We start from the raw sequence: 21,155 nt of genomic DNA, 5'->3' as shown, positions 1-21,155 counted from the left end.
GCCTCAGGAACAACCCGTTGGAACAGTTCCCACAGCTCATCCGGCACCAGCCGCTCAACGATCGAGACCACGACCGACAGCCTACCGACCCAAATAAGATGACGTCTTAGGTCCGTACACGCTCCGGTATCTCGCGCCAGGCTAAGGAGCTGGTCGAACGCTGGGTCCTCGCGAGTGGCGATCAGTAGCCGCAGACGGCCGTCCGTCGTCTGAGCGAGCGGGAGCAGCAGGGCGGTGGTGATGTCCTGGGGTTTCAGGGCTTCGTCGAGGGCGTCGATGACGATGGTGACCGGGCGGCTGCCAGGGGGTAGCAGGTTTAGCAGCTGCTGTGCTGGTTTTCCGGCCGTGTCCTGGGCTTCTTCGTCCGGGTGGGTTAGGGCGTCGGAGGCGGTGATGTGGCGTAGTTGGCGGGTCAGGGAGGCGATGGTGTCGTCGAGGCTGAGGCGTCGGGCGTGGACGGCGGCGATCCGGTTGTTCTCGCCGGGTACGTGGTCGTCGAGTCCGGCCCACAGGGGGCGGGTGGAGCGGCGCAGTGCCGGGTGGGCGGCGCAAAGGAGGATGCCGAGGAGCGCGGATTTCCCGGCGCCTGCTTTGCCGGTGACCACGCGCAGTGCCGGGGTGGCCGTGTCGTTGTCAAGCCATGCAGTGATGGTGTCGAGTTGTGCGGTGCGGCCGCTGAAGTAGCCCTCGGTCCAGTCGCGGTCGACCGGTTCGGCGCCGTCGGCGCGGCGCATGAAGTGCAGGGGGTCTGTGGTCCAATCGGCCAGGCGGGCGATTTCCGGGGACAGGCCCAGGGTCAGCACCGATGTGGTGTTTTGGGGGGTGTAAGTGGGGTTGGGGAAGAACGGTAGCTGGGACAGGTCGGCGTGGCTGGGGATGAGGCTTGTCATGATCGATTGCGGCAGCCGCTTGGCCTCTTCGGCCAACTCTGCGACGGCGCGGCCAATGTCCCGCCACACGGTTCCGGGCGGGATGTACCGCAATGAAGGGTCGAAGCGGACCTCCAGGTCGCGGTACTTCTCCATCACCCGTACCAGGGCCTGACTCAGCCGGTAGCCGAACGCCTGTTTGTCCGGTCCAGTCGCGGCCAGCACCCAGGCCCGGCGCTTGTTCACGTCCATTCGCGAGTGCCAGGCAGTCACCGCGGCCTGCCCGGCGTAGCAGACGTCCAGGACGAACAGTGTCGTCGGCCGGTGCCGCTGAGGGTGGTCTTCGATCAGGTCGATCCACCCGCCCACCGGCCTGCCCAGGCGGTCTCCGTCACTGCCGAGGATGTACAGCTTCTCGCTGCTACCGTCCGCTAGCTCGCCGTGCCCGACGATGTGCACGATCAGTACGTCGGCGTCCTCGGCCTCGACCGCGGCCTCCACCAGCTTCCCGTAATCGGGCTGTCCATCCGGTGCTGCGGTCGGGCGCTGCGTATACCGGAACTGCTCCAGGATCTTTGCGACCCTCTCGGCGTGGACGGGGGCGTCCTCCAAGACGTCCAGGCCGAACCGCGGCGAGTCACCGTCCTCGGTACGTGTCAACGCGATCCCCAGTGACAGCACCACGTGCCGCAGTTCGCCCGCACCCCCCGCCTGCTTCACGCCCGCCACCACGCTCCATCCCCTGCCTGTTGGTAACTTGATCAGCAGCGCGCTTCGACGATAGACACTCCACGCCTCGGAGGCATCCAGATCACCAAGATCGGGAAATGACTGCTCTGAAAACTCGCACCCTCGATGGTCCCGGCCGGCATCCTGTCCTTGCCCGCCAGTAGGGCGCTAACTCCCGGGCCTGGGGCCCGCAGCGGCATCTGCTCGGCCAGGATGACGGAGAACTCAAAGGCGCTGGGATATTTTCTAGAGGAATTCGGGCCGTCGACACTTGACGAGAAGGAAGCGAACGAGCATGCCCCAGGACTTCGAGAACTGCGGGCCGCTTCGAGGAATCGGAGTGGATGGGAAATCAGCGAAGAGCTGAGAGTCGCCCACCACGTGATCATCTGCATCGAGAACGCGCTGGGCGACGAGAACTCATACAGGTTCATTCATTTCATCGAAGCGGCCTACGCCGCGCCTGTGAACGAGGCGCAGTCGACCTGACAGGAGTTGCTTGTCCGATCCCTTGGGTGGCCGCACTCCTTCGACGGCTACCACCGAAGGCCACCAACACAGAGGAGCGCAAGGGCTGAACACATAGACTTGACAGGGAACTCTGTTCTTGCAAGCACTGCACGCTCATCGCCGGCGGCCCGGCGGTGGCGTGGGTCGGGTTCCGCCGGGAGAAATTGACCTGGACCGGCTCCGGAGGGGAACCGACCTGGTATTCGACCTGGCTTCTCCGAACTACCGGGGCGTCCCGTGGTCAGGTGGTCCTGCGGGGAAGGGGCCGGTCTGGGGCCGGAGAACCGCTGTGAACGGCGCGGGTGTTAGCTTCCTTCCCGTGTTAAGACACCAGGACGAGACCAGGGCGGCCTACGACGGGGTCGTCGACCTTTATGCGTCGATGTTCGCTAATCGGTTGGAGACGCAGCCGTTCGCACGGAACATGATCGGCACCTTCGCCGAGCTCGTGCGTGGGACGGGGAACTTGCGGGCAGCCGACGTCGGGTGCGGACCCGGCCATTTGACGGCCATGTTGCACGACTTGGGGCTGGACGCCTTCGGGCTCGACCTCTCCCCCGCTATGGTCGCCCACGCCCGGCGGGCCCATCCGGCGCTGCGGTTCGACGAAGCGCGAATGGAGGCCCTGCCGGTCGAGGACGGCGCGCTCGGCGGAGTGCTGGCCCACTACTCGATGATCCATACCCCACCTGGAGAATTGCCCGCGCTACTCGCTGAGCAGGTGCGTGTCCTGGCACCAGGGGGCCTGCTCCTGGCGTCCTTCTTCGGAACCGAAGGGTCGGAGCCTGTCCGCTTCGACCACAAGGTGGCGCCTGCCTATAGCTGGCCGGCGGAGCAGTTTGCCGAGTTGCTGGCCGGGGCCGGACTCGTCACGGTGGCTCGGTTGCTCCACGACCCGGCGTCTGAGCGGGGCTTCCTCGACACCCACCTGCTGGCCCGCCGCCCGTAGAACGTGGCCCGTGGCCGAGGTCGGGGTGGTGTAGATCATCCACGTGGATGAAGCTCGTCCAAGTGCCGCGTTCTGTGGCGGTGTCCGCTGAGCACGCCGGAGTGACAGCTGTTCAGTCACGCAGGCCCCGGCGGGTTGGCCGCCGCAGTGGTGCGAGCAACGATCTCCCGGAAGGTAGGAATTCCCAGGTCGACAGACTCCTGCTTCCGGGAGATCTGGGCGTCGAGTTGGGCAAGTTTCTCCTCGGCGTGGGTCAGGCTGCTCTGCAGCCCCTCGATCTCGCCGAGCCAGCCTTCCCTTTCGGCTTCCAAGATGCGCGTGAGGAGGTTGTCGCGGATTTCGACAAGCCGGGGACGCTCTGTCGCGTGGACGATCAGGACGGGGCATCTGACACAAGCGTGTTCGTGAGCACAGTCAGTTCCGTATGCGCGGCCGCAGTCGCCCAGGGCGAGCTTGCGGCGCTCAAAGTGCCCGAGAAACTCTCCCCATTCCTCAGGAGTGACGGTGCGGTATTCATCGGCAGGTCGCAGAGCCCGGCGCCGGGCGATGAACGCTCGATGTGCTTCGATGGCATCAGTGGGGTAGATCGCGGCGTATCCCATCGTCGTTCCGATGTGGTCGTGACCAGCGATGACCTGGGCGATGTGAGGTGGCAGGCCGTTGAGGATGGAGTCCGTGATGAAGATCCGGCGGAAGTCGTGGGGCTGAAAGATGAGGGGGGCACCCGCGCTGTCCGTCAGACCTGAGGCCAACAAGGTGACGTCGAGTCCCCGACGGATCGACGCTGGCGACAGCGGACGCAGGTACCCACTGGAGCGATCCTGGAACAGGAGAGGCATCGGCGGGTTCCAGACCCGTTCGTAGTGGTCATAACTACGAACAACGGGAACTCTCCCGTCCGATTTTCGGACTCGAGAGACGACCGTACTCAACACGTCCGCCAGCTCCGGCGTGACCAAGACAAGTCGCTCTTGGTCCGTCTTCGACGGGGCGATCTGCAAGAGCGGAACGGTCTGACCGGTGGTGGGCAGCTTGTAGCTGACGATGCTGTGATGCCCCAGCTCGAGGAGTTCCTCGATGCGGATGCCGGTGTGCCGCAAGATCTCGATGGCAGCCCACGCCCAGAATGCGCTGCGCTCCTCACCCGCGAATGAGCGCCGGGTGCCCTTCGCATCCCAAGCATGAATCGGGCGCCCGTCAGCGCACTTGCTGAAGCGCGGAACCCTGAACGTCTCACCAAGCACGCTGAAATCCGAACCGAGTGGGGCTGCGTTGAGTGCATCGAGACGCATCGTGGCCTCTTTCAACAGGCGGTGAGCCGTCTTCACCAGCGTGGGCAGCGCCGGCAGGCGCTCGCGAGTACGTTGGTCCATGCGGGCCTTGAGCTGCTTCTCAGCCTTTCTTCCCGAGCACTCGGCTTCGCTGATCGGGCAGGGCGCCACCCAGGCAGCCCACTGGCCGGGGTCCTCCACTGCCCACTCCGCCAGGTCCAGGTAGAAGGCTCTGACCTGGGTTTTGATCCCGATCGCACCTCGGCGTGGCTCTGTGAAATCACGAAATGATCCGTCGGGCAGACGCTTGCGGACGGTCTTCGTGGCCAGGCGGACCTTCCAAGCAGTGATCACCTCGGCAGGAAGCCGAAGAGAGTCGATGCCCGGATGATGCCGCTCCAGGTCGCCCCAGAACCGAAGCGCCAGCGAGATCGTGAGCGCCTGCAGCGTCGTGAAGTCGAGCCCTACGGACCGATGGGAGAGGTAGGCGACCAAGAGATCGCGGATCGGACGGCACTGCAGTTCGTAGCGGTCGACAAGGTCTGCCGGGGTGAGTTGCCCGGTACGGTTCGAGATCCGGAACAGCGTGTGCGGTGCGTCTGCTGGAAAGAGACCCAAGTCGCGTAGCCAGGTATAGGCGAGCTGGATCCGTCCATTGCTGTTGCTCGGATTCTTGCTTTGCCAGAGCAGCAGGTCGCCGACGACGATGTCCTCGATAGTGCCGCCATGGCAAGCCATGATCTCCGCAATGGTCTTCAGCCCGGACGAGATATTCGCAGCCGAGATGTTGGTCGGCAGTGAAGCCCTCAAACGAGCGAACCCCTCGGGGTCGCGTGTGGTCTCCAGCGCCGGCCGAAGATGCCGCGATCTTGACCCGATGAGGAATTCCGGGTCGGGTCTGACGGCATCCGCGCAGAGCAGCGCCAGCACACCGACGAGGAGCGTTTCACGGCGAGATACTCGCCCTTCCGGGCGGGCCCAGGCTGCGAAGTCATCCCTCCACCCCTGCGACGCAATGTGCTGGCCGTGTGCAGGGCTCCTCTGCCACCGCTGTTGCCAGGTTTCTCCCGGAAAGGTCATCAGCCAGTCGAGCAGGAGGCGTGCCCCGAACATCCGATTCGCCTGGGCGCTGGGTTCCACAACTCGTAGCGGTGGGCGAGCCAGCCGCTCAAGGACCTCTTCACGAGTGATCGAGGTCGCTTCCCACGTGCTTGGTCTTTCCCGATGCGGGAATCGGTTCATCAGCGTGAGCGCTTCGGCGCCCACCATGCTTGTGACCCGCGGAACGAAGCTCGAGCCGACGTGGGTCGCAGTGCTCGTCATGACGCGTCCCGGCCGAAGAGGATGGACAAGGAGTCGGGGTTGTAGGACGGCTCGTCAACAGGCACAGGAGTCTCCTCGCGTCGCTTCTCCTGGCGGGCGTGGTGGGCAAGGCCGGCTCTGATGACGTCGTCCCTGGTCGGACGGTTGTAGATGTCCAGGGTCGACAGGTACTTGTGGCCGAGGATCTTCTGCACGTAAACCGGTGGCATGTTCGGGTCATCGAGCATGAGGAACGTCGCCGTGTGCCGCAGATCGTGAAGGGTCCAGTTGGCGCCCAGGAGATCGTTGGCGCGGTTGAACATCATGCGTGCCGCGTCGTACTCCAGCGGCCGCCATGGGCGCCGCAGCGTCCACCACAGCGGATGATGGCGGCCCCGAGGGACGCCTTTCTTCCAGGCGGACTCTTGGTAGAGCCGCAGCCAGACGAACGCGTCCGGGGTGGCGGCCAGGTCCTGGTAGTCGCGGGTGCCCTTGCGGATCACACTGACGGTCTGCTCGCCGACGACCGCGCCGCCCTGCTTGACCGTGAGTAGCTCCTCGGCTCGGGCGCCAGTGGCGACCCAGAAGGCCAGCAAGGCGCGGTCACGATGAGAACGGAGCCCGGCGAAGACCTTGGTGTACATCTCGTCGGGAATCCGCCGTGGGACCCGCTGCGGAACGGTCGGCCGGTACAGGCCCGTGCGTCGGTTCCGGTGCTTCTTCCCGCCATCACGCTGTGTCCCGAGCTGGGACAAGCGGCGCCCACGGACCAACGGGAAGGGGTTCACCAGCAACGAACCGGTGTTTTCATCCAGATGGAAGTTGTAGAACTCCCGCAGCACCGTCTCGCAATGAGCACGGGTTGCCGGTGAGTACTTGGTCCCGACCGTGGGTTTACCCGTCACCGGATTCGGCGTCCCCGGTGCCGGCCTGTCGCTGCGAGGCGGCGGGACCTTGGAGAGAGCCCTGCCGCGATGGCGCCAATGGACACGTTTCGGCTTGTCCGCCACCTTCATCCACAACATGAAGTCCCGGGCATCTTCCCGGGTCGCACGGTCCCACTCGATCCCGAGCGCCCATAAGAACCGGAACCAGCGCAGCAGATCCATGCCGTACGAACGTGGCGTCAACGGCGAGCTGTTCCTCGCCATCAGCTCCTTGAGGTAGAGCGCAGCGGGCTCGACCGGCCTCCCGCGTCCATCCAGCACCCTGTACGGCTCCCAGGGATCTCCCGTCTTCAGCAACTGGCCTAACTCAGGCAGGACAAAGTTCCTCAGGTCCCTTCCGGACCGCTGCTCATCAAACACCCCGGGAAGCTAGCAGATACCCGGTCTGACCTGCGAAGACAGCTGAGTTAGTTCGGTTAACAGGCCCGACCCTCCACCGTGGCTTTTGCCCGCGCTGCGGGAGGCACCTCGTCTCCGCCGCCGCCGATTCAGTCATGATCATGGTGACAACGTTCAGCCTCAATGAGCAGAGCGGCCTGGAGCCTGTCGGGCTCCGCGAGTCAGCCGCGCCTTGATGACCGTAACCCTCGCCCCCGACCCGCTCCACCAGTAGCGGCATTACAGCCGTTTCCCGGCCCGCGCAGCGGCTGAGATGGAGGCGACGGCGAATCACGGCACCCCTCCGGTCCAGCGTAGTCAGTTCGGGTGCCGTCCGATCAAGCCCAGCACCTCGTCCGTAGTCCGTACGTCGCCGAATGACCGGTAGATCGTGTGCAGCGCAGCGTTGTGGTCCTGGTCGCGCCGGGCCGCATTGGCGTCGGCGACCATCAGCACGCGCAGGCCCGTGGTGGCCGCGTCCCGGGCCGAGGATTCGCAGCAGACGTTCGTGAGTGTGCCCGTGATGAGGACGGTGTTGATACCGCGCTCCGCCAGCAGTCCTGGTAGCGGCGAGCGTCCGGGGAAGAAGGCGCTGTAGGCGGTCTTCTCCACCACGAGGTCGCCTTGCCGGGCGTCGAGGGCGTGCCACAGGCGCGAGCACAGTGGGCCTTCGCCTCCTGTCGCCGCGAACGTCTGGCTGACTGTCGGTCCGTAGAACTCGCTGCTAACGCTCCCGAGTAGTGCCTCGTTCGCTGGCAGCACCCAGGCGACCGGGCCGCCAGCTGTACGCAGTGCATCAGCTATGCGGTTGATGTTGGGCACGACGCCGCGGACGTACGGATTCGCCTCGACGAAGAAGGACACCATGTCGATCACGATCAGCGCAGTGCGCACCGGGTCGAGGCTCTCGTACGCGTGCCGCCTGCCGCGCCTCTCCTCCTGCCGCGCGTACTCCCGGGGTTCGATCCGCCAGGCGTGGATCTTGGGGGTCGGTCTGCATACATCCCTCGGTCGGCTGGCCCGTGACTGGGACGAGCATGCCCTCCGTGACCGATCAGCGCGCCGACTCCGCCTCTCGGCTACGTGTCATGCCGGGGAGCGAAGATGGGTCGATCACTGCGGCAGCGTAACGAGGCCCGCGCGCGCTCGTGGACGACAGAGCCCCCGGATTCCAGGCTGTGGAATCCGGGGGCTCGGAGTCGTGGAGAGGTGTGGAGTGCGGGGTGGTCTGCAGGCGTAGGCACGGGCTGAACGCGGCGGCCGTGTAAGCGCACACACATTACCCACCCCTCCCGGAGTCGGGCAACGCGGGTGCGGCCGTCACGTGCCGCCAACCCCAAGCTCAGTCGGCTGCGCCGTGACACCGCAGGTAGGTGGCCAGTTGGTGGTGACACCGGAAGCATGTGGAATCTCCACAAGGCGGCAGCGTGAGCGGCGGTGCCGTTCCGCAACGCCTGACTCAACTGCCAGCCAGGTCAGCATTGATCCGGTCACCACCGAACCTGCAAACGCCTACGCAAGCGCTGAAGCTGGGAAGAGGGCCTCTCATCCCACCCTGACGAGGCGTCAGCAAAGTCAGCATCAGGTCAGCAAGTGTCCTGCCACAGCCGCCCAAAGACAGCCACACCGTGGAATCGGCAACCGCACCGACCTGAGCCAGCCGGCTGTTCGGATGCCTTCTGGCAGGCGGGCAGAAGCCAGTAAGAATTACCCGGCAACCCGCCAATTAGCAGCCACCGACGCTCACGCGTTTCCGCAGGTCAGCGCACCCTTCCCCGCGGCTTCAACGGCACCGGCGGCAGTTCCGGTGCGGGCAGTGGAGCACCGTCGTACCCCTTCACCTCCCCGAACCGGGAGCCTTCCATCCAGTCCTGACGGGCCTCTACGATCTCCTCCTGAGATCGCCCGATCCAGTTCCAGAACATGATCAGCTCCTCCTCGAACGGCTCGCCGCCCAGGAGCATCAGGTCCGCGTCCGACTCCGCTCGCAATGGCAGTTCGCTGCGGCCGCAGCCGAGGTAGAGCATCGAGCCGGGCAGGACCGGAACGCCGTCCACATGGGCCTCGCCGGACATGGACAGGACGGCGTACTCGAAGTCGAGTTCCAGCGGGAGGCGTACGTCCGCGCCCCGGGAGAGGGCCAGGTCGGCGCCGACGATCGGGGTGTACGCCGTGCCGGGCGAGGTCGCGCCGTCGAGGTCGCCGAGGATCAGCGTCGCCTTGATGCCGGGTGCCGTGACGACCGGCAGGTCGGCGTGATGTTCGAAGCGCGGGTCGACGTGGCGGTGGCCGTCCGGGAGGGCGACCCACAATTGCGCGCCGTGCAGGAAACGGGCGTGCGAGCGAGGGCTCTCCTCTGAGTGGCTGATCGCCCGGCCGGAGGTCATCAGGCCCAGTTCGCGCGGCCGGATCGTCTGGAGGCTGCCGGTGGAGTCGCGGTGCAGCACCTCCCCCTCGTGCAGCCAACTCACCGTCTGGAGACCCATGTGGGGATGCGGCGGCACCTGCATGCCGGGTTCGTCGGCGATGTCGTCGGGGCCGTAGTGGTCGACGAAGCACCAAGCCCCGACCATACGGCGGCCGAGGTTGGGCAGCAGCCTGCGGACCTCGCTGGACTCACCCAGCTTCACGTGGCGAGGACTGAGGAGTTCGCGAACCGGCTCGGCCACGACGAAGCCGCGGCCACCGCACAGGGAGGGCGCCGCCTCGCGCTCAAGATTGCTCATGGCGCACAACCTAGTCCGGTTGAAGGGCCTGCGTCAGCGCGTCATGCGGGCCGCGCCCAGGCGCCCACGTCGGCCGGACGGTGGCGCCGCTGGGGCTCACCCACCCGCGGTACTCCTAGGGCGTGTCTGATGGGTCGGTGACGGCCCGCATCGCGGATCGTTCTCGGCCGTTGGTGCGGGTGACTCATCAGGTGCGGAGTGGGTTCGGCTGGAAGCGCAGTCGCCGAAGACCGGGCGGGGGGCGAGCCTCTCTGCGGTCCTTCGCCCCTTCGGCCCAATCCGGGGTGCCGAGGCGATCCGACACGCCACGCCTCGACCACCATGAGCGGGATGAGGCTTCCAGGCGATAGGCACGAGACCGCTCCGATGTCCGACGAGGCCCAGGCCAGGGTCGGGAAGCGGCTGGACGATGTCGCCAAGATCCTCGCCGGTGCCCTGGTCGCTGTTGCAGGCATCATGACCGCGCTCGGGCTCACGAGCGACATCGTCTTCGTCGCGCTCAACAACGAATCGTGGCCCATCTATGTGGCCTCGCTCTGCGCCATCCTCGCCATCGTGTGCAGCATCGTGGCACTGCTGGTCCGCCCGACGCCCCGGGGGATTCTGTGGGAGACCATCGTGCTCATTCTCGGGGTGATCTTTTACATGGCGTCGTTGAGCGTGGCGGTCGTGGGCGCCTCGAAGGCAGCGGGAGGGAATGGGCGCCCCACTATCACCGACGTCGAGTTGAGAGGTCACCGGTCGGATCTGACGCTGAGCTTCACCGTGCGTGCGCACGGCGTTGACACGTGGGCGGCCGTCGAGGTCTACGCAGACGCCGTGGACCACGACATGGATCCCCTCGACGAAAGGATCGACTTCTACAGCAGCTACCTCAGGCCCGATGACAAGGGTGTGGTGGAGCAGCGGGTCAGTTCACCGATTACCGTGCCGGCGGAAGCCTGGGGCGTCGAGATCGGCGCCGTGGCCGCCGGCGGATCCCAGGACTGCGAGTCCCTCACAGAGCGCGGCCCGGCATGCGCGACGGTCCAGCTCCCTCCGACGACCCGGCGATGAACCCTCTTGGCCCTCCGGCACGCCGATTCCTATCCGGGATGCGGGCCGTTACCGACCCATCAGACACGCCCTAAGCTGTCAGGTGCTGCCCAAGCGCTGGGTGGTAGCCGGCGATCAGCTGGATCATGCGCGCCCGCCGGAATGTGCGCGACTACGAGCGGCTCATCCATCCGGCCGGCGCCAGAACCGCTTCGCTGACCGTCATCACGGCGGCAGCCGGATCAATCGTGCCCTTCGGGTGATCCAGATGATCCAGGGGCGTCAGAATGGCGCGATGGACCATCACTTCGTCGGCATCCCAGAGTTGACCGGCGTTCCCCGTATTGCAGTCGTCATCGACGTCATGCGCGCCTTCACCGTGGCTGCCTGGGCCTTCTCGCGTGGCGTCGAGAGGATCGTCCTGGCTTCCACGGAGAGTGAGGCACTTGCCTTGAAGGAGAGTCACTCGGGTTGGCTGGCTTTGAAGGACGGAGCTCCAGCAGCGGGCTTCGACGCGGTGAACTCACCTGGCTTGCTCAGGTCATGCGACTTCGCCGGTCGCACGCTGGTGCAGAAGACGACGGCAGGAACCGTGGGCGCGCTGGCCGTCGCGAACGCGCCGCTGGTCTTGTGCGCGAGTTTCGTGGTGGCCGGCCCGACCGCGCGGTTCCTGCAGACCGAGGATTCCGGTCCGGTGACGTTCGTCGTCACCGGCGAGGGAGGCCAGGCCGACGAGGACCTGGCCTGCGCTGAATACATTGGTCATTGTATGGCCGGAGGCGATGTCGAGGCGGCCCCGTATCTCCACCGCGCGAGGACTTCTCGCGCCGCGGCAGACCTCGCCGGTGGGCTGCGGAGCGGATACCACCCGGACGATGTCGATCTCTGCTTGGAAATCGACAGGTTCCCCTTTGCGATGATGGCTCGCCAGGAAGAGTCTCTGACGGTGCTCCGTCCCGTTACGGTGCCTGACGTCCCATCCAGTCTCCGCTGACCTGCTGGAACTGTGGACTTTCAGGCGGCGGGAGCCGATGCCCGTGGCGATGATGCCGACCTGGCGATAGAGCCGGCACCGACTAGCGGCCCGCTCAGTAGGGGAATATTGAACTAGTGGAATATTGAACCAACGCGTTCGGTTGTCGGCCTCGAAGGAGGCACGAGTGAACACGACCTACGACGCCACGTACTACGCCCACGGGACACCGGCGGAGCGCTGGGAGCGCGCGCAGATGTTCTTCGGCGCCAAGGACTACGCCGCCGCCGCGCGCGTCCTGGGCGGGCTGGTCGAGGAGGTGCCGGAGCAGACCGGGCCACGGCTGCTGCTGGCGCGCTCCTACTACCACTCGGCTCAACTGCGGCGTGCCGAGGACGAGTTGCGGACTATCGTCGAGCGGGACCCGGTCGAGCACTACGCCCGGCTGATGCTCGGCCGTACGCTTCAGCGGCAGAACCGGCACGACGAGGCGGAGTCGCATCTGCGGATCGCCTCGGCGCTCGCGGGTGACTTCGAACAGCGCTGACCGGTACGTACTCGAAGGTGCCCGGCTCCGCGTGGAGCCGGGCACCTGTGCTTCGGCGGGTACCCCACCGCATCAACGGGCCCCTACCACGCCGACGGGTCAGCTATCGCGCCGACGGGTCCGCTACCGCGTCGACGTCCCGGCTCCGTACGTCCGCCGTCCCCTCCGGTAGGCGATCTCGCCCAGCAGGATGTCGACGGCCAGGAAGGCCGCCAGCGGGATGCCGAACAAGGGCAGGAAGTAGCCGAGTACGGCGACCCCCGCCAGCAGCGGTACCAGGATCTGTGGCGGCACCTGTTGCCAGGCGCCGCGTGGGATCGGGCGGCCGAAGGCCGTGCCGCGGCCGCGCTGCCACCACATGCGGTAACCCCACACGATCAGCAGGATCAGACAGAGCGCGAGCAGCATCAGGGCGATCTGGCTGGCCAGGCCGAACAGGATGCCGGTGTGCAGGTCGATGCCCCACCGGGTGAGCTTCGCGAGCACCGGGTAGTCGGCGAACCGCACCACGTCCATGACCTCGCCACTGGCCGGGTCGATCGCGACGGAGTCCTGCTTCTCGGGCCAGCTGCGCTGCACTTGCTTGACGACGTACGCCGACTTCGCGTCCGCCGGCGGCACGATCTCCACCGGGTCGCCCAGGCCCGCGGACCGGGCCGCGGCCAGGACCTTGTCCAGGCCCACGCCGTGCGCGGCGTCTCCGGTCTGCCCTGCGGCGGAGCCGTGGCCGGCGTGTTCACCGCCCGCCGACGCCGACACCGACGGGGTGGCCTGACCCAGCGAGGTCCGCAACTCGTCGATGGTGGCCCCGGCGTAGGCCGACCAGGTCAGACCGGTCGCCGAGAGGAAGAAGAACCCGGCCGCCGCCCACACGCCGATACTGCCGTGCAGTCCGAGGGTGCGGCGCCGCCCGTTCGTCCCCCGCACCTTGCGCAGGGCACGGCGGCGGGAGAACCACAGCACCAGTCCGCCGGCCGAGATCACCCACAGCCAACTGGCCGCCAGTTCGCTGTACAGCCGCCCTGATTCACCGAGGTGCAGGTCGCGGTGGAACTCGTCGATCCAGGTACGCACGGGCAGCGCGCCGGTCGAGCCGTACTGTTCGAGGGAGCCGCGCACCTCAGCGGTGTACGGATCCACGAACACGGCGAGCGTGTGTCCCTCGTCGACGCCCGGGACACCGGACAGCATCACCCTGGTCGTCGCGTCCGCCTCGGGTGAGGGGCGTACGGCCGAGATCGTGCCCTCGGGGTGGGCCTTGCGGGCGGCGGCCACCTGCTCGCTGACCGGCAGCTTCCGCTCGCCTGCGGGGACGGTCAGTTCGTGGTCGTACACGATTTGCTCGGCCTGGAAGGAGGCGGCGTACAGCAGGCCGGTGGCGGCGGCGACGAGGAGGAACGGCGCCACCAGTACCCCGGCGTAGAAGTGCAGGCGGAGGATCAGCGGACGCAGTGGCGCCCACCTGTTCTTCGACGGTGCAGGTGTGGCGGGTGGTGGGGCCTCGTCCGTGGTGGTCGAGGGAGCGGTGGTCATCGGCGGGCTTCTCCGGGGGACGTCATCTTGGCCGTCGCAGTGCGGTCGTCGGCCGTTGCGGTGCAGTAGTCGGATCGGCGGGGCGTCCAGTTCCCGAAGAAGGTGTGTGACGTGTGCCACGCGAGGGGGAAGGGTGTCGTGCCATCCTGACGCGATGGGAACTCCGAGCGAGCGCGCACCCCTGGCCGAACGGGTCGAGGAACTCCTCGCCGGTGGCGGTCCGTTGCCCATCGTCGCGGCCGGCGATCCGGTGCTGCGACGAGGCACCGAGCGGTACGACGGTCAGCTGGGGCCCGCGCTGCTGGCCCGGTTCGTCGAGGCCCTGCGGGTCACCATGCGCGCGGCCCCGGGGGTGGGCCTGGCGGCGCCGCAGGTCGGTGTGGAGCTGAGGATCGCGGTGATCGAGGACCCGGCGCCGGTGCCGGAGGAGGTGCGGCTGGCGCGCGGGCGGGTGCCGCAGCCGTTCCGGGTGCTGGTCAATCCCGCCTACGAGCCCGTCGACGTCGGGCGGGCCGCGTTCTTCGAGGGCTGTCTGAGCGTGCCGGGCTGGCAGGCGGTGGTGGCACGACCCGCCGAGGTGCGGCTGACCGGGCAGGACGAGCACGGGCACGCGCTGGACGAGGTGTTCACGGGCTGGCCCGCGCGGATCGTGCAGCACGAGACGGATCATCTCGACGGGGTCCTGTATCTGGACCGGGCCGAGCCTCGTTCGCTGTCGTCCAACCGTGCGGTGACGGAGCGCTGGGCTCAGCCGACGCCGCAGGATGCGGCGCGGGCACTCGGCTTCGAGCTGCCGTAGGGCACGGAAAGCCGGAGGCGGGCACGAGAAAATCGGAGGCGCCCCGTGGGGCGCCTCCGTTACCGTGACGCCCATGTCTACGCCCCGAATTTCCTAGCCGAGGACCCGCTTCCACGCCCCCCGTGTGTCCTCTTGCTTGTTCGGAGCGTTTTCTCATGATCACCGTACGTGACGTCGACGTGCGCGCAGGCGCGCGTCTGCTGCTGTCCGGCGTCTCCTTCCACGTCTCCCCCGGCGACCGCATCGGCCTGGTCGGCCGCAACGGCGCGGGAAAGACGACCCTGTTGCACACCCTGGCGGGCACCCTGCGGCCCGCCGCCGGGACCGTCGCCCGCACCGGCGATGTCGGCCATCTCCCGCAGGACTCGCGCGCCGCCGACCAGTCGGTCACCGTCACCGACCGGATCCTGTCCGCGCGCGGCCTGGACCACTCAGTACGGGCGCTGCGCCGCGCCGAGGCCGCGATGGCCGACGGGACGGAGCGGTCGATGAACTCCTATGTGCGGGCCGAGGCCGAGTTCCAGGCGCGCGGCGGATACGCGGCCGAGGCGGAGGCCGCCCGGGTCGCCGCCGGAGTCGGACTGCCGGCGGGGCTGATGGACCGGACGCTCCGTGCCCTGTCGGGTGGCCAGCGCCGGCGCGTGGAGCTCGCCCGCATCCTGTTCGCCGGGCACGGCACGCTGCTGCTGGACGAGCCGACGAACCACCTGGACGCGGACTCGGTCACCTGGCTGCGCGGGTTCCTCAACAGCCACCAGGGCGGGCTCGTGATGATCAGCCACGACACGTCCCTGCTGGCCGGCACCGTGAACCGGGTCTTCCACCTGGACCCGGGGCGGGCCGCGCTCGACGTCCACAACACCGGCTGGGACGAGTATCTGGCCCAGCGGGACGCCGACGAGCGGCGGCGGGCCCGCGAGCGGGCGAACGCCGAGCGCAAGGCGGCGGCGTTGCACGCCCAGGCCGACAAGATGCGGGCCCGGGTGGCGACCGCGGTGGCCGCGCGGAACATGGCCCGCCGTGCCGACCGGATGCTCGCGGGCCTGGAACCGGCCCGGCGCGCCGAGAAGACGGCCAGGATCCGGCTGCCCGAGCCGGCGCCCTGTGGCCGGATCCCGCTCGGCGCCGTCAGCCTGACCAGGTCGTACGGCGGGCAGCACGTTCTGCGGGGCGTCGACCTCGCCGTCGACCGGGGCAGCCGCCTGGTGGTGCTCGGGCCCAACGGCGCCGGAAAGACGACCCTGTTGCGGATCCTCGCCGGGCAGGACACGCCGGACGGCGGCCGGGTGGTCCACGGGCACGGGCTGCGTCTCGGCTACTTCGCCCAGGAACACGACACGCTGGACCCGGAACTGACGGTGCGTGAGCACGTGGCATGTGCCGCCCCGCACCTCACCGACGGCGAAGTCCGCCGGGTCCTGGGCTCGTTCCTGTTCTCCGGCGACGACGCCGGCAAGCGCGTCGGTGTCCTCTCCGGCGGCGAGAAGACCCGGCTCGCCCTGGCGGGCCTGGTGCACTCGGGCGCGAACGTGCTGCTCCTCGACGAGCCCACCAACAACCTCGACCCGGCCTCCCGCGCGGAGGTCCTGGCCGCGGTGGGCACGTACCCGGGCGCGATCGTCATGGTCACGCACGACGAGGGCGCCGTCGACGCGCTGCGGCCGGACCGGGTGCTGCTGCTGCCGGAGGCGGAGGAGGACCTGTGGAGCGACGACTACCGGGAACTGGTGGTGCCCGCGCACGCGTGATCTCGTCGTGGTGCCCGCGCACGCGTGACCTCGCCGGATCCCGGTCGGTCACCGGCTGCCCGGGCCGGTCCCGCGCCCGGCGGGACCGGCCCGGGGGCCGGACGATCCGGAGGTCAGGCGTCGCGGTAGGCCTCCAGCAGCCGCAGCCACACCTCGCTGATCGTCGGGTACGAGGGGACCGCGTGCCAGAGACGGCCGACCGGGACCTGGCCGGCGACGGCGATCGTGGCGGAGTGGATGAGCTCGCCGACGCCGGGGCCGACGAGGGTCACACCGCGCAGGATCTCGTCCTCGAGGTCCACGACCATGCGGGCGCGTCCCTTGTAGCCGTCGGCGTACAGGCCCGCGCCCGCGACGGTGGACAGGTCCACGTCGACGGCCTTCACCCGGTGCCCTGCCTGTTCGGCCTCGGCGAGTGACAGGCCGACGGCCGCCGCCTCCGGGTCGGTGAAGACGACCTGCGGGACGGCGGCGTGGTCGGCGGTCGCGGCATGCGCGCCCCAGGGCTGTGCGAGGAGGGTCTCGCCGGTGGCCCGCGCGGCGATGGCGGCGCCCGCGATGCGGGCCTGGTACTTGCCCTGGTGGGTGAGGAGGGCGCGCTGGTTGACGTCGCCGACCGCGTACAGCCAGTCGTGGCCGGTGACGCGGAGGCTGTCGTCGACGTCGAGCCAGGTGCCGGGTTCCAGGCCGATCGTCTCCAGGCCGAGGTCGTCGGTGCGTGGCGCGCGGCCGGTCGCGAAGAGGATCTCGTCGGCCTCGATGCGGTCGCCGGTGTCCGTGACGGCCACGACGGTGTCGTTCTCGCGGGTCACCGATTCCACCGACGTGCCGGTGCGGACGTCCGCGCCGGCCTCGGTGAGCGCCTCGGCGACGAACTCCCCGGCGAAGGGCTCCATCCGTGCGAGCAGTCCCTTGCCGCGGACCAGCATGGTGACCTTCGAGCCGAGGGCCTGCCAGACGGTGGCCATCTCGGTGGCGACGACGCCGCCGCCGACCACGATCAGGCGGCCGGGCACCTTCTTGGCGCTGGTGGCCTCCCGGCTGGTCCACGGCCGGACCTCGTCGAGTCCGGACAGGCCGGGCAGGGCGGCGCGGCTGCCGGTGCAGACGGCGACAGCGTGCCGGGCGGTCAGGACGCGGTCACCGCCGTCCGGGCCGGTGACCGTCACCGTGCGCGGGCCGGTGAGGCGGCCGTGGCCGCGGTACAGGTCGGCGCCGATGCTGTCGAGCCATCCGACCTGCCCGTCGTCCTTCCAGTCGGAGGTGTAGTAGTCCCGGTGGGCGAGGACCGCGGAGGCGTCGAGGGGGCCCTGCACCGACTGGCTCAGGCCCGGCACACGGCGGGCGTCCGCGCGGGCGATGACCGGCCGCAGCAGGGCCTTGCTGGGCATGCACGCCCAGTACGAGCATTCGCCGCCGACCAGTTCGCTCTCCACGACCGCGGTGGTCAGACCGGCCGCGCGGGTGCGGTCGGCGACGTTCTCCCCCACGGGCCCGGCCCCGAGCACCACGACGTCGTACGCGTTGGTTTCCGTTTCCGTCATGGGGTCAGTCTGGTGGGTGGTGTGCGCCCTGGCCACACGGGTAGGGGCGCGGAATACGTGCCAGGTCGGCCGTGTTGTGCCGACGGCTTGACCCACACCAGGAAGAGGGATTTACGCCATGAGCAGCACCGTGGAGCTCACCAAGGAGAACTTCGACCAGACGGTCACGGACAACGAGTTCGTCCTGATCGACTTCTGGGCGTCCTGGTGCGGGCCGTGCAAGCAGTTCGCACCGGTCTACGAGAAGGCGGCGGAGGAGAACCCCGACCTCGTGTTCGGCAAGGTGGACACCGAGGCGCAGCCGGAGCTGGCCGCGGCCTTCGGTATCCAGTCGATTCCCACGCTGATGATCGTCCGTGACCAGGTCGCCGTGTTCGCCCAGCCTGGCGCCCTGCCCGAGGCCGCCCTGACGGACGTCATCGGGCAGGCCCGGAACCTCGACATGGCCGAGGTCCGCAGGGCGATCGCCGAGCAGCAGGCCCAGGAGGGCCAGCAGGCGCCCCAGGGCTAGGGCTTGTCAGACACCCCCTAGAAGGGATACGGAGCCACGTCTCCGCGTACCGTCGTCCAGCGCAGTTCGGTGAAGGCCTCCAGGTTGGCCTCGCCGCCGAAGCGGGCGCCGGTACCGGAGGCGGCCACTCCGCCGAAGGGCGCCACGGCCTCGTCGTTGACGGTCTGGTCGTTGATGTGGACGATGCCCGTCGGTATGCGCTCGGCGAGGTCCAGGCCGCGGGCCGGATCGCGGGTGACGATGCCCAGGGAGAGTCCGTAGGGACTCTGCGCGGCCAGGGCCGCCGCCTCGTCGTCGGTGGTGAAGGAGCGTACGGGCGCGACGGGGCCGAAGACCTCCTCCGCGTAGGCCGGGGTGTGGTCGCCGACGTGGGCGAGGACCGTGGGCCGGTAGAAGAGCCGGTCGTGGGTGCCACCCGCGGCGAGCTTGGCGCCCGCGGCCTTGCTGGACTCGACCAGGCCGCTGATCTTGGCGAGCTGCCCCGAGTCGATGATCGGGCCCAGGTGGACCTGTTCGCGGTACGGGTCGCCGACGGCGAGTGAGTCGGCCTTAACGGCGAGCCGCTCGACGTACTCGTCGTACAGGGACGCGTGCACCAGGTGGCGTCCGGTCGTCATGCAGATCTGGCCCTGGTGGAAGAACGAGCCCCAGGCGGCGGTGGAGATCACCGCGTCGAGGTCGGCGTCCGGCAGCACGATCATGGCCGAGTTGCCGCCCAGTTCCAGGTGGGCCCGCTTCAGGTGACGGCCGGCGGCCTCGCCCACGGCCCGCCCGGCGGGGGTGGAGCCGGTGAAGGAGATGACCGGCACGCGCGGGTCGGCGACCAGGGCCTGTCCGGCGTCCGGGCCGCCGGGGAGCACATGCAGCAGGTCCTGCGGCAGGCCCGCGGCGGCGAAGACCGCGGCGAGTGACAGCCCTCCGCAGACGGCGGTGCGCGGATCCGGCTTCAGGACGACCGCGTTGCCGAGGGCCAGGGCCGGTGCGACGGAGCGGATGGACAGGATCAGCGGGGCGTTGAACGGGGAGATCACGCCCACCACACCGGCCGGGACGCGGCGCGTGTACGACAGGCGCGGCGCCTCGCTGGGCAGCACCTGGCCGGCCGGGCGGGAGGCGAGCGCGGCGGCCTCGTAGCACTCCTGGGCGGCGACGTGCAGTTCGAAGTCGGCCTTGCCGGGGACGGAACCGGATTCTCGGACGAGCCATTCCCGCAGTTCGGCGGCGTGTGCCGTGAACAGGTCGCCGGCCCTGCGGAGCACGGCGGCCCGGGCGAAGTGCGGGGCGCGGGACCACTCGCGCTGGGCGGCGGCGGCCCGCCCGGCGGCGGCCCCGACGTCCTCGGGAGTGGCGAGGGCGAGGGTGCCGAGGGCTTGGCCGGTTGCGGGTTCGGTGACGGTGTACCCGGGCCCCGTCAGGATGTGGGGCTGCCAGGTCCTGGTGTCGAGCAACGGCATGACGGCTCTCCGATCGATCGGTCACCGGCTGACGGGGTGAGCGGAACTCCCGTGAGTGCGCGGCCGGTTCGGCGGTCATCTGGCGGGACGCGCCGACCGGACCGCAGCCGTGCGTGCCGCGGCCCGCGTTCGTACGCGGCCCATTTTGTTGAGCGTGCAACATCCTAGTCATGCCGCAGGTCGGCGAGCCGGCCGACCGCCCTCCGCGCCGGCCGCGCATACGACCAGCTGCCGAGGAGTTGCGCCCGGCCGGGTCAGCTCGACTCGCGGTGCAGCACCGTGGCGCCCAGCACCTTGTGCGTCTCGGGCTCGGCACCGGGCTTGCGCACGGCGCGGTCGACCAGTTCGGCGAGGTCACGGCCGGAAGGCAGTTCCAGGCGGACCGTGCTGAGCCGCGGCCGCAGCAGCCGGCCGAGCATCAGATCGTCGGCGCCGATCACGGCCGTCTCCTCGGGGATGCGGATGCCCTCGTCCTGAAGGGCCCGCATGAGCAGCATCGCGTACTCGTCGTTGTAGGTGAACACGGCGTCCAGGCCGAGACTCCGCCAGCGGCCGGCGAGGCGCGCGGCGGCCTCCTCCTCGTACGGGAGGGGCAGTTGGGTCACGGTGGCGTCGGTGCCCCGCAGGGACTGGCGCACACCGTCGAGCCTGGGCGCGGAGAACGCCTCGAGGCCGGGTTCCTGCGGGACGACGACACCGATGCGCCGCCTGCCCCGGTCGTAGAGGTGGGAGCCCGCGCTGTGGCCGACCACGTCGTGGTCCATGAGCAGGGCGTGCGCGCCCTCGATGGTCTCGGGGCCGAGGGTGACCACGGCCCGCGCCCCCGATCGCTTGAGCACCGCGACCCCGCGCGGGCCGAGCCCGGAACCGGGCACGAGCACGGCCACGGGCCGCAACTCGGCCCAGGCGCGGGCGGCTTCGTCGCCGTGCGGGCCGCCGGTGCCGTACTGCACGACCGTGTAGTCCAGGCTGCCGAGCGCGCCCTGGAGGTCGGTGAGGAACCGGCTGTAGAGCGGGCCGACGGGGAAGGTCGGCGCGGGGATCAGGACCATACGGCTGTGCCCGGCGCGCAGGCTGCGGGCCGCCGCGTGCGGGACGTACCCGAGTTCCTTCGCGGCCTCGTGGACCCGGCGGCGGGTGGGCTCGCTGATCCTTACGGCACTGGTGTTGTTGAGGACGTAGGAGACGGTCGCGCGCGAGACGCCGGCCAGGCGGGCCACGTCGGCGCTCGTGGGCACGGAGCGCGACGGTGCGGGGGACGGGGGCGCGGGCGTTTTCGGTATCTGCACCATGACGTACGGCATCTTGGCAGAGGCCCCAATCCGCCTTT

Annotated in this window: 17 protein-coding genes; 8 read left to right on the top strand and 9 right to left on the bottom strand. The window is 68.9% G+C overall.

All coding sequences use genetic code 11. The features are described 5' to 3' along the window. Positions 1-1,598, bottom strand: a 1,598-nt coding sequence (locus tag ACZ6TU_RS37165) for a P-loop domain-containing protein (protein WP_469553219.1), incomplete at its 3' end; no start/stop codon positions are given. Between the two features lie 213 nt (positions 1,599-1,811). Between ACZ6TU_RS37165 and ACZ6TU_RS37160 the strand changes: the two genes are divergently transcribed. Together ACZ6TU_RS37160 and ACZ6TU_RS37155 are read left to right on the top strand one after the other, a co-directional pair. Continuing rightward, positions 1,812-2,087 (top strand): hypothetical protein, encoded by a 276-nt coding sequence (locus tag ACZ6TU_RS37160; protein ID WP_467682269.1) that lies wholly within the window; start codon positions 1,812-1,814, stop codon positions 2,085-2,087. Positions 2,088-2,427: 340 nt separating this feature from the next. Then, positions 2,428-3,057, top strand: a complete 630-nt coding sequence (locus ACZ6TU_RS37155; RefSeq protein WP_189587821.1) for a class I SAM-dependent methyltransferase — start codon at positions 2,428-2,430, stop codon at positions 3,055-3,057. Between the two features lie 116 nt (positions 3,058-3,173). On the opposite strand, the gene ACZ6TU_RS37150 is transcribed toward ACZ6TU_RS37155, so the two are convergent. The 4 genes from ACZ6TU_RS37150 to ACZ6TU_RS37135 all read right to left on the bottom strand — a co-directional run bounded on the left by ACZ6TU_RS37150 (position 3,174) and on the right by ACZ6TU_RS37135 (position 9,681). Next, positions 3,174-5,651, bottom strand: coding sequence for a tyrosine-type recombinase/integrase (locus ACZ6TU_RS37150; RefSeq protein ID WP_467682267.1), 2,478 nt, complete (start codon positions 5,649-5,651; stop codon positions 3,174-3,176). After that, positions 5,648-6,937 (bottom strand): tyrosine-type recombinase/integrase, encoded by a 1,290-nt coding sequence (locus tag ACZ6TU_RS37145; protein ID WP_467682265.1) that lies wholly within the window; start codon positions 6,935-6,937, stop codon positions 5,648-5,650. The genes ACZ6TU_RS37150 and ACZ6TU_RS37145 overlap by 4 nt, the downstream gene beginning before the upstream one ends. A 336-nt stretch (positions 6,938-7,273) precedes the next feature. Further along, entirely contained in the window at positions 7,274-7,849 is a 576-nt protein-coding gene (locus ACZ6TU_RS37140) for an isochorismatase family protein (RefSeq protein WP_469553216.1), read from the bottom strand. A gap of 866 nt (positions 7,850-8,715) precedes the next feature. Further along, positions 8,716-9,681: a pirin family protein gene (locus ACZ6TU_RS37135; RefSeq protein WP_467682261.1), complete on the bottom strand. Its 966-nt coding sequence runs from the start codon at positions 9,679-9,681 to the stop codon at positions 8,716-8,718. 366 nt (positions 9,682-10,047) lie between these two features. Here ACZ6TU_RS37135 and ACZ6TU_RS37130 point away from each other — a divergent pair, with 366 nt between their 5' ends. The 3 genes from ACZ6TU_RS37130 (at position 10,048) to ACZ6TU_RS37120 (ending at position 12,236) form a co-directional block, all read left to right on the top strand. Beyond that, positions 10,048-10,737, top strand: coding sequence for a hypothetical protein (locus ACZ6TU_RS37130; protein ID WP_467682259.1), 690 nt, complete (start codon positions 10,048-10,050; stop codon positions 10,735-10,737). Between the two features lie 274 nt (positions 10,738-11,011). Further along, entirely contained in the window at positions 11,012-11,710 is a 699-nt protein-coding gene (locus ACZ6TU_RS37125) for a 2-phosphosulfolactate phosphatase (protein WP_467682273.1), read from the top strand. A gap of 235 nt (positions 11,711-11,945) precedes the next feature. Continuing rightward, positions 11,946-12,236, top strand: coding sequence for a tetratricopeptide repeat protein (locus ACZ6TU_RS37120; protein WP_467681998.1), 291 nt, complete (start codon positions 11,946-11,948; stop codon positions 12,234-12,236). Between the two features lie 123 nt (positions 12,237-12,359). On the opposite strand, the gene ACZ6TU_RS37115 is transcribed toward ACZ6TU_RS37120, so the two are convergent. Then, positions 12,360-13,769, bottom strand: a complete 1,410-nt coding sequence (locus ACZ6TU_RS37115; protein ID WP_467681994.1) for a PepSY-associated TM helix domain-containing protein — start codon at positions 13,767-13,769, stop codon at positions 12,360-12,362. A 154-nt stretch (positions 13,770-13,923) separates the two neighbouring features. On the opposite strand from ACZ6TU_RS37115, the gene ACZ6TU_RS37110 reads away from it, so the two are divergent. Together ACZ6TU_RS37110 and ACZ6TU_RS37105 are read left to right on the top strand one after the other, a co-directional pair. Next, positions 13,924-14,568: a peptide deformylase gene (locus ACZ6TU_RS37110; RefSeq protein ID WP_469553214.1), complete on the top strand. Its 645-nt coding sequence runs from the start codon at positions 13,924-13,926 to the stop codon at positions 14,566-14,568. Between the two features lie 155 nt (positions 14,569-14,723). Continuing rightward, entirely contained in the window at positions 14,724-16,316 is a 1,593-nt protein-coding gene (locus ACZ6TU_RS37105; protein WP_467681990.1) for an ABC-F family ATP-binding cassette domain-containing protein, read from the top strand. A 113-nt stretch (positions 16,317-16,429) separates the two neighbouring features. Here the strand turns inward: ACZ6TU_RS37105 and ACZ6TU_RS37100 are convergent, their stop codons facing one another. Further along, a complete protein-coding gene (locus ACZ6TU_RS37100; protein WP_467681988.1) occupies positions 16,430-17,860 on the bottom strand; it encodes a dihydrolipoyl dehydrogenase family protein in 1,431 nt (476 codons plus the stop codon). 118 nt (positions 17,861-17,978) lie between these two features. Between ACZ6TU_RS37100 and trxA the strand changes: the two genes are divergently transcribed. After that, positions 17,979-18,371 (top strand): thioredoxin, encoded by a 393-nt coding sequence (gene trxA / locus ACZ6TU_RS37095; protein WP_467681986.1) that lies wholly within the window; start codon positions 17,979-17,981, stop codon positions 18,369-18,371. 17 nt (positions 18,372-18,388) lie between these two features. Here trxA and ACZ6TU_RS37090 read toward each other — a convergent pair whose 3' ends face one another. Then, positions 18,389-19,825 carry a benzaldehyde dehydrogenase gene (locus ACZ6TU_RS37090; protein WP_467681984.1) on the bottom strand — a complete coding sequence of 479 codons (1,437 nt, stop codon included), beginning with the start codon at positions 19,823-19,825 and terminating at the stop codon, positions 18,389-18,391. A 254-nt stretch (positions 19,826-20,079) separates the two neighbouring features. Further along, on the bottom strand, positions 20,080-21,129 hold the full coding sequence (locus tag ACZ6TU_RS37085) for a LacI family DNA-binding transcriptional regulator (protein WP_467681982.1): 1,050 nt from the start codon (positions 21,127-21,129) through the stop codon (positions 20,080-20,082). Positions 21,130-21,155 lie beyond the last annotated feature (26 nt).

The sequence above is a fragment of the Streptomyces sp. NPDC052064 genome (assembly GCF_055585925.1).
This window is presented reverse-complemented; position numbering and strand designations above follow the sequence as displayed.

Bases quoted from the DNA above. Each gene is read 5' to 3' on its own strand.
- ACZ6TU_RS37115 (WP_467681994.1), bottom strand. From the start codon at position 13,769: ATGACCACCGCTCCCTCGACCACCACGGACGAGGCCCCACCACCCGCC.
- ACZ6TU_RS37125 (WP_467682273.1), top strand. From the start codon at position 11,012: ATGGACCATCACTTCGTCGGCATCCCAGAGTTGACCGGCGTTCCCCGT.
- ACZ6TU_RS37100 (WP_467681988.1), bottom strand. From the start codon at position 17,860: ATGACGGAAACGGAAACCAACGCGTACGACGTCGTGGTGCTCGGGGCC.
- ACZ6TU_RS37090 (WP_467681984.1), bottom strand. From the start codon at position 19,825: ATGCCGTTGCTCGACACCAGGACCTGGCAGCCCCACATCCTGACGGGG.
- ACZ6TU_RS37085 (WP_467681982.1), bottom strand. From the start codon at position 21,129: ATGCCGTACGTCATGGTGCAGATACCGAAAACGCCCGCGCCCCCGTCC.
- ACZ6TU_RS37120 (WP_467681998.1), top strand. From the start codon at position 11,946: ATGTTCTTCGGCGCCAAGGACTACGCCGCCGCCGCGCGCGTCCTGGGC.
- ACZ6TU_RS37130 (WP_467682259.1), top strand. From the start codon at position 10,048: ATGTCCGACGAGGCCCAGGCCAGGGTCGGGAAGCGGCTGGACGATGTC.
- ACZ6TU_RS37135 (WP_467682261.1), bottom strand. From the start codon at position 9,681: ATGAGCAATCTTGAGCGCGAGGCGGCGCCCTCCCTGTGCGGTGGCCGC.
- trxA (WP_467681986.1), top strand. From the start codon at position 17,979: ATGAGCAGCACCGTGGAGCTCACCAAGGAGAACTTCGACCAGACGGTC.
- ACZ6TU_RS37105 (WP_467681990.1), top strand. From the start codon at position 14,724: ATGATCACCGTACGTGACGTCGACGTGCGCGCAGGCGCGCGTCTGCTG.
- ACZ6TU_RS37150 (WP_467682267.1), bottom strand. From the start codon at position 5,651: ATGACGAGCACTGCGACCCACGTCGGCTCGAGCTTCGTTCCGCGGGTC.
- ACZ6TU_RS37160 (WP_467682269.1), top strand. From the start codon at position 1,812: ATGACGGAGAACTCAAAGGCGCTGGGATATTTTCTAGAGGAATTCGGG.
- ACZ6TU_RS37110 (WP_469553214.1), top strand. From the start codon at position 13,924: ATGGGAACTCCGAGCGAGCGCGCACCCCTGGCCGAACGGGTCGAGGAA.